Origin of the sequence: Ohtaekwangia sp. (assembly GCF_036786105.1) — a bacterium.
Taxonomy (GTDB): Bacteria; Bacteroidota; Bacteroidia; order Cytophagales; family Cyclobacteriaceae; genus Ohtaekwangia.
Window position 1 is genome coordinate 1 of the sequence record NZ_DAIQRQ010000076.1, and the last position, 6,724, is coordinate 6,724.

General features: G+C 43.5%; 5 protein-coding genes. 4 read left to right on the forward strand and 1 reads right to left on the reverse strand.

Features of this window, described 5'->3' with window-relative positions:
• Nucleotides 1-252: 252 nt before the first annotated feature.
• Nucleotides 253-1,620: an SBBP repeat-containing protein gene (locus V7Q33_RS20940; RefSeq protein ID WP_333821152.1), complete on the reverse strand. Its 1,368-nt coding sequence runs from the start codon at nt 1,618-1,620 to the stop codon at nt 253-255.
• 425 nt (nt 1,621-2,045) lie between these two features.
• On the opposite strand from V7Q33_RS20940, the gene V7Q33_RS20945 reads away from it, so the two are divergent.
• The 4 genes from V7Q33_RS20945 (at nt 2,046) to V7Q33_RS20960 (ending at nt 6,528) form a co-directional block, all read left to right on the forward strand.
• Nucleotides 2,046-2,621 (forward strand): YfiR family protein, encoded by a 576-nt coding sequence (locus tag V7Q33_RS20945; RefSeq protein ID WP_333821153.1) that lies wholly within the window; start codon nt 2,046-2,048, stop codon nt 2,619-2,621.
• A 17-nt stretch (nt 2,622-2,638) separates the two neighbouring features.
• A complete protein-coding gene (locus V7Q33_RS20950) occupies nt 2,639-3,238 on the forward strand; it encodes a hypothetical protein (protein WP_333821154.1) in 600 nt (199 codons plus the stop codon).
• A gap of 276 nt (nt 3,239-3,514) precedes the next feature.
• Nucleotides 3,515-5,899, forward strand: coding sequence for an ABC transporter permease (locus V7Q33_RS20955; protein ID WP_333821155.1), 2,385 nt, complete (start codon nt 3,515-3,517; stop codon nt 5,897-5,899).
• A gap of 236 nt (nt 5,900-6,135) precedes the next feature.
• Entirely contained in the window at nt 6,136-6,528 is a 393-nt protein-coding gene (locus V7Q33_RS20960) for a hypothetical protein (RefSeq protein WP_331982915.1), read from the forward strand.
• Nucleotides 6,529-6,724 lie beyond the last annotated feature (196 nt).

The following is a 6,724-nucleotide window of genomic DNA, read 5'->3' on the forward strand; positions in this document are numbered from 1 at the left end:
TCTGTGATTTTTCTGTTCCCGATAGTCATCGGGATGTGGGAAATAAATGCATTTTTGTTCCTATAAGCTATTCGTTAGCCGTTAATCGTTATTAGTTTTATTAGAGATAGTCGATATTAACAAGTTAACTGATGATGTTTCGTAAATCTGTACAATCTTCGGCAAGTGAATGCATCTATTCTGTGGTCTGTGGGAACCTTCTTTATAACTATTTACGGATAACGATTAACCTGTAACTAATAACGTTCACCCCTACGGCGTAAATTTAAAAACCAGAACATCCGTTCCTCCAGCACTGGTTACCGAAGCGTCATTGAAACTGAAAGTCTCTGAAAAGTATCCGGTGATAATGATATCGCCAGCTGCATCGAGGCCTATACCACTGCCGGCTTGTATTGATGATGCTGAACCTCCGGCAACTTGTGCCCATGTAGGTTCGCCCGCTTGATTATACCGAACCATTAACACGTTGGGATGATTGGCTGTGTTGAGTGATGCTGATCCGATAACAGCCGTACCTTGTATCGAGCCGGTCAGGTATATATTTCCGGTTTTATCCAGTACAATGTCATAGCCCATTGCTTCTGTTCCGGCTTGTCGCGCCCATTGCACTTCGCCATTCTTATTGCATTTCATAATGAACATGTCGTACATCGGGGCTCCGGACTTAAGACTTGCAGCGCCAAAGGGCACTACGTCCTGGAAGAATCCGGTTATATAAAGATTGCCAGTAGCATCCAGCGCTATCGTGTTTCCGACAGATAGCCCCTTGCCGCCGAATTGTTTTATCCAGGCCATCTTCCCATCCGCAGTATATTTTGCAAGAAACACATCTTCTTCACTCTCTTCTCCAATGGATGTGAGTGTTGTGCTGCCAAACGTTACGGCTCCGCCAAACGATCCTGTAACGTATACATTGCCGGCAGCATCCACCGCTATACATTCGCCAGAGGAATTACCCGTGGCTTGCGTTACCCATTGAAGCGTGCCCGCAGCATTATACTTGGCAACGTATAAATTGTAGAAAAAGCGCTTATCAGCAGAAAGCCTCGTAGTGCCAAACAACACATCCCCTACAAATGTACCGGCAACATATATATTGCCCGAAGCATCAAGTGTAATTGAACGTCCGCGGGATTTATTCAATCCATCGGCACCACCACCATCGCGTTTCGCCCACATCAACTCTCCCGCTGGAGTATATTTAGCTATAAAAGTATCGGTAAGTCCGACAGCCGTAAGTTTTACATTGTCAAATGTGATCGACTCATAAAACATGCCTGTGATATATATATTGTTTTGCGCATCGATCGCCATCGAGTATGCCATATCGGTAGCGGTGCCTGCGCCCTGCTTTACCCATAACAGCTTACCTTCCGGATCGTACTTAGCCAAAAATACATCCGATCTATTCAAGGCTGTGAGTGTTGTGTTACCAAATGTGGCAGTGGCTTCAAAAGAACCAGTGATATATACATTACCATCATTATCAACTACCATAGGATGAGGCGGAGGCCCATCGTTGCCTGTACCACCAGCATGTATCGTAAAAGGCGTAACAGAAACTGATGTATCGGGATCATCGTGCGTGGACTCCGTATTTCCGACACAGGATTCCATATATAGCAGGCAACTTATACAAGCCGCCAACAGTGCGAGCACGGACGAAATTTTACGGTTAATATTCATAGCGGTTCAACGTTTTGGCTGTCAACGTTCTTACATCAAAATACATTGCAAAGAATTACACCAACTGCTCCAGCTCATCGCGCAGAAATTTCGATGATGACTTCATCCGATCGACTTGTTAGCACAGGATAGGATTACGAAAAGAAGAATAGAGAATACTGCCAACAGATGCCGATGCGCTTACCATTTTTCCATAACTGTCAACAAGCACGTCATCATTGTATGTCTAATCTACTATTTTTTTTGATGCACGTCAACTGAGATAGATGTTTAACTGTTAGTTACAGGTTAAGCGTTTTAACGTGTTTCGGATTAAGTTCTAACGCACAACTCGTACCACAACTACGTGAGTAAAAATGGGGTATTTCTCAGCATCTCCTAAACCGCTATACTTGGGGCCGTTTATTATAAAACCCTTGTATCTAAAAAAATATACACTTATCGCGTTCCTGGCGGCCTTTTCATGGTTTCCAACACGCGCGCAGATCACCATACATCGCTCCTACGCGTTGTATGTACAGAGTTTTGCGCGGTATAGTTCGTGGCCTCCGTTAACGGGCGACTTCAAAATTGTGGTATTGGGTGAAACTCCGGCATTTGATGAACTGCAAAAGAGTTTTGAAGGAAAAGTGTTTGCAGGAGCGAAAGGTCGCGTTACACGGGCTACCGATATAGCCGGCATTTCCGCGGACGCCTGCATCATATACCTGGCTGATGAAAAAAGTAATCTGCTATCCGACCTGGTAAAATATACGGAAGGCAAACCCATTCTGATTATAACCGAACGCGAACGACTTCACCTGGAAGGAGCCGATATCAGCTTTACCATGGTAGACAATCGCCTTCGATACGATCTTAATCTGAAAGACATCCAGAAGCGAAATCTTAAAACCGCCATGCAGGTAGTTACGCTGGCGCATGAAACCTTATAAAACCTGTCCATTTCTTAGTGAAATTCTATTCAATACTTCTTTGCCTATTGCTTTCCAGTAATAGCTATGCACAAAAGTTTAACGGCTATGTTATTACAGATCAAAATGTAAAAATCAATGGACACTTAACCCTGTTGAAAGATGCACAAGGAAAAAAGATTTCGGTAAATGATGGTAAGAGTTATTTTGTGAGAACCTTTTACATTCATGATCTAAAATCATATGCTTACAAGAAAGATACATTCATGGTATTGCCGGCGTTCTATCCGTTTGGAAGCGATTACCTGGCCGAAGACGTGGTAGCTGAGGTGCGTATCAGCAAAGGCAAATTAAAACTGTACTATGGAGAACTGCCTGACTTTTATCCATACACATACACAACCGTGCCGACTGGCTCCCCCAATGGTGTGGGGGTAACTGCACATAAAAAAAGGTGTTTTACCTATATCATCCAGGATGACGAAAGTCTTTATGGCGTTCAAAAGGGCGATGACTTTATCAAATCAATTTCCATCCCACTGGCCGATAACGAAATATTAATGAAACGTATAAAAAACAAAGAGCTAAAATATAAAGACATGGTCGAGATCATTACTCTTTATAATGCCGGCCATTAATTACTATTTTGTCTGCCTCTGGTTACTCCGCCCGAAAGCTTTATTGGGTACGTAGATTCAAATCTCAAATTGTATAGAGCACATTTCTGATGGCTATATGAGTAAATGGTTGTCGTAACTCTTTCCCGTCCTTAATGTTTCCCTGATAATTTATCATCAATTCCGAAAAAAGCCAGTAACTTTTTTGTGCATCTCCAGTACTTCTTTAAGCGACAGAAGCCTGTCTTGCAGGCTGAGGCTGCGCCTTCTCAATTTTCCACACCAAACCTCACAAGCATGCTGAAGAATTATATTACGGCTGCATTCAGAAATCTTTATAAGAACAAAGGTTTCTCAGCCATTAACATCCTCGGGCTCTCGGTAGGACTCGCCTCCTTTGTGCTCATTACGCTATATGTGTATCACGAACTGAGCATGGATCGCTTCAATACAAAAGCTGACCGCATCTATCGTATTGTAGAAAACCTTCGTACTGAAAATGAATTGCTTCTCCAGTCGACCAGTTCACCGCCGATGGGGCCCAAACTCGTTCAGGAATTTCCGGAAGTACAAAGCTTCGTACGATTTCTGGAAACAGGGCTGTTGGTTAAGAAAGATAACGTATCCTTCTACGAAGATGAATGTTACCTCGCTGACTCGAGCGTGTTCGACATTTTTACTTTTCCTTTGTTAAAAGGTAATGCCAAAACTGCATTAACTGAACCGAACACAACGGTGCTGACGGAGAAAACCGCCCGAAAGTATTTTGGGGATCAGGATCCCGTTGGACAGTCGCTGGAAATGGATGGTGAACAATACAAAATTACCGGTATAATGGCAGACGTGCCTGAGAACGCGCACTTCACCTTTGATATACTCGTTTCATTTAGTTCGTGGAGTACACACAACAAAGAAAACGAAATGCGCGCCTGGTACTGGAACAGCTTTCATACCTATATATTGCTGAAAGAAGCCAACCAGATTGAATCACTCCGTGCAAAGATGCCGGGTTTCATAGAACGCAACATCGACAAGGGTGGCATGTACTATGAAGATCTGCCGTTGCAGTCGCTTACCAGTATATACCTGGAAACGCCCCGGTCGTGGGAAAATGGCAAGCGTGGAAGTATCAACAATCTGTATATACTTTCCGTTATTGCTATATTCATTTTACTTATTGCGTGCTTCAACTATGTAAACCTGGCTACAGCACGTGCCTCACGAAGATTAAAGGAAGTAGGACTTCGCAAAGTATTGGGTGCGCAAAGGCGTATGTTAATCGCACAGTTCCTGGGTGAATCGATCATTGTAAGCTCGATCGCTACTATTATGGGATTCAGCCTTGCCTGGATGGTATTACCTGTATTCAATACACTCGTAGAGGCATCCCTTGGTTTTGCTATCGTTCCACATACATACTATATCTGGGGCAGCCTCATCGTGCTGGCGATCTTCCTCGGATTGCTGTCTGGCTCCTACCCTGCTTTTATGATTTCCGGATTTGATCCCCTCCAAATATTCAGGCCATCGCTGCGGGGTATATTTAGTCACCAGTATTTCAGAAAAATATTGGTATCGGCACAGTTTGTTATCTCCATTACGCTGGTGGCGGGCACGTTGCTTATCTCCGATCAGCTTTCTCTCCTGCGCACGCAAAGCCTGGGTTTCCGCAAAGAAGCCACGCTGAAACTGCAAACCGGTGGCGACCACACGATCCGAGAACATCTTGAATCAGTACGAAGTGAATTGTTAAAGATACAGGGAGTAACTTCTGTAACTGCTTCACATACCGTGCCGGGCGAATCTACGACCAATCTATACTCGCAACTGGAAATGCAGGATGGCAAGATGTCGCCTACCAACATCAACACCAATTTTGTTGATCACGATTTTATACCAGGCTTCGGCATTGAAATGCTGGCGGGCAGAAATTTTTCCCGCGACTTCAAAGCTGATGATACCACTGCGTTTATCATCAATGAAACTGCTATGAAAGATTTCGGCTGGACACCTCAAAATTCCATTGGTAAAAAGGTACATCAAAATGGAAAGAACGGAACGATCATAGGCGTAACCAAAGACTTCCACTATCGCTCGCTTCACCACAAAATTGAACCATTGATGCTTACGATTAATCCCTGGGCATACAATAAATTCTCAGTAAAGATCAGTTCAAACAATATTCCTTCCGTTGTAGAAAAAATAGAGAAGCAATGGAAAGCACTTGCTCCCGGACTGCCGTTTCGCTATTCATTCCTGGAAGATGACTATAACAATCTCTATAAAGCTGACGCACAATTGGGAAAAGTCGCCAGTGTGTTTAGCAGCCTCGCTATATTTGTCGGTTGTCTTGGTTTACTGGGACTCACATCTTTTTCTGTAGAACGCAGGGTAAAAGAAATTGGTATACGCAAAGTACTTGGAGCCTCGGTAGGAAACATGATCTACATGATCTCCAAAGAATTTGTAGGATTGATTGTGATCTCATTTATTGTGGCGGTTCCCATAACATACTATCTCATTACACGATGGCTGGAGAATTTTACAGACCGTATAAACATCGGTCCTGTAACCTTTGTCATTGCTGGTATATCGGTGTTGGCAGTGGCATGGCTCACCGTAAGCTTTCTGTCATTCAAAGCTGCTTCTGCCAATCCAAGCAAATCGCTGCGAAGTGAGTAAGTATATTTTGAAAGCACAACATATAAGGCCTGATGTTTTAGAGACGTCAGGCCTTTTTGTTTATAGATCTCATCTGAACCACAATAGATTAATATTTGACTTCGGGGTAAAAATTCAACAGACAAGCACGTTCGCTACACAACGCCCGGGCTAAGCAGATGCGCTCCAGTATATAAGAATATGTAGAGAGATGCTATCTTTACAGCATTAAAGTCATGCAAGTTCAACCAACATCCATGGAAAGACCGCGAACCATACGGGTTATCCTCGCACTGAGTGCACTTCGATTAATCGGTCTGGTTCTGATTCCGATTACATATTATTTCACCCGAGGCTCATACGACAAAACACTTTTCGCAGGATTTGTAACCTATACCCGTAAACGATTCGGCCTGCAAAATGCAGAACAGGAAATGGCTGTGCTTGGCGGTATGTTATCTATACCTTTCATTCTTACGGTATTGTTGATCATATTCGTGAACCGGAAAAAATTCTGGGCCGCTGTAATCGTGGTTGCTCTCGACCTGTTGTTCGGGTTAACGCAAGGCTCAGGTATATTCGGCATACTTGTATTGATTCTGATCTGGACAAATCCATCAAAAGAATACCTGACGAAAACTGGTAACTAGCTGCGACCGCAAGCTACCGGTAGGCATGAGATTGTAGATAAAAGGTAATGCAAGTCGGGAAATCCGGAAGTGCGAAGATACACCCACTCCCAAATCACACTCATCTGTCAGCTAGCGGCTCACAGCTATTTCAAAATATCGAACGTAAACAAATCACTAACAACATACCAATATGCCCGAACTACCAGATCTCCAG

Coding starts and splice junctions, on each gene's coding strand:
- V7Q33_RS20940 (WP_333821152.1), bottom strand. CDS start 1,620: ATGGAATCCTGTGTCGGAAATACGGAGTCCACGCACGATGATCCCGAT.
- V7Q33_RS20945 (WP_333821153.1), top strand. CDS start 2,046: ATGGGGTATTTCTCAGCATCTCCTAAACCGCTATACTTGGGGCCGTTT.
- V7Q33_RS20955 (WP_333821155.1), top strand. CDS start 3,515: ATGCTGAAGAATTATATTACGGCTGCATTCAGAAATCTTTATAAGAAC.
- V7Q33_RS20960 (WP_331982915.1), top strand. CDS start 6,136: ATGGAAAGACCGCGAACCATACGGGTTATCCTCGCACTGAGTGCACTT.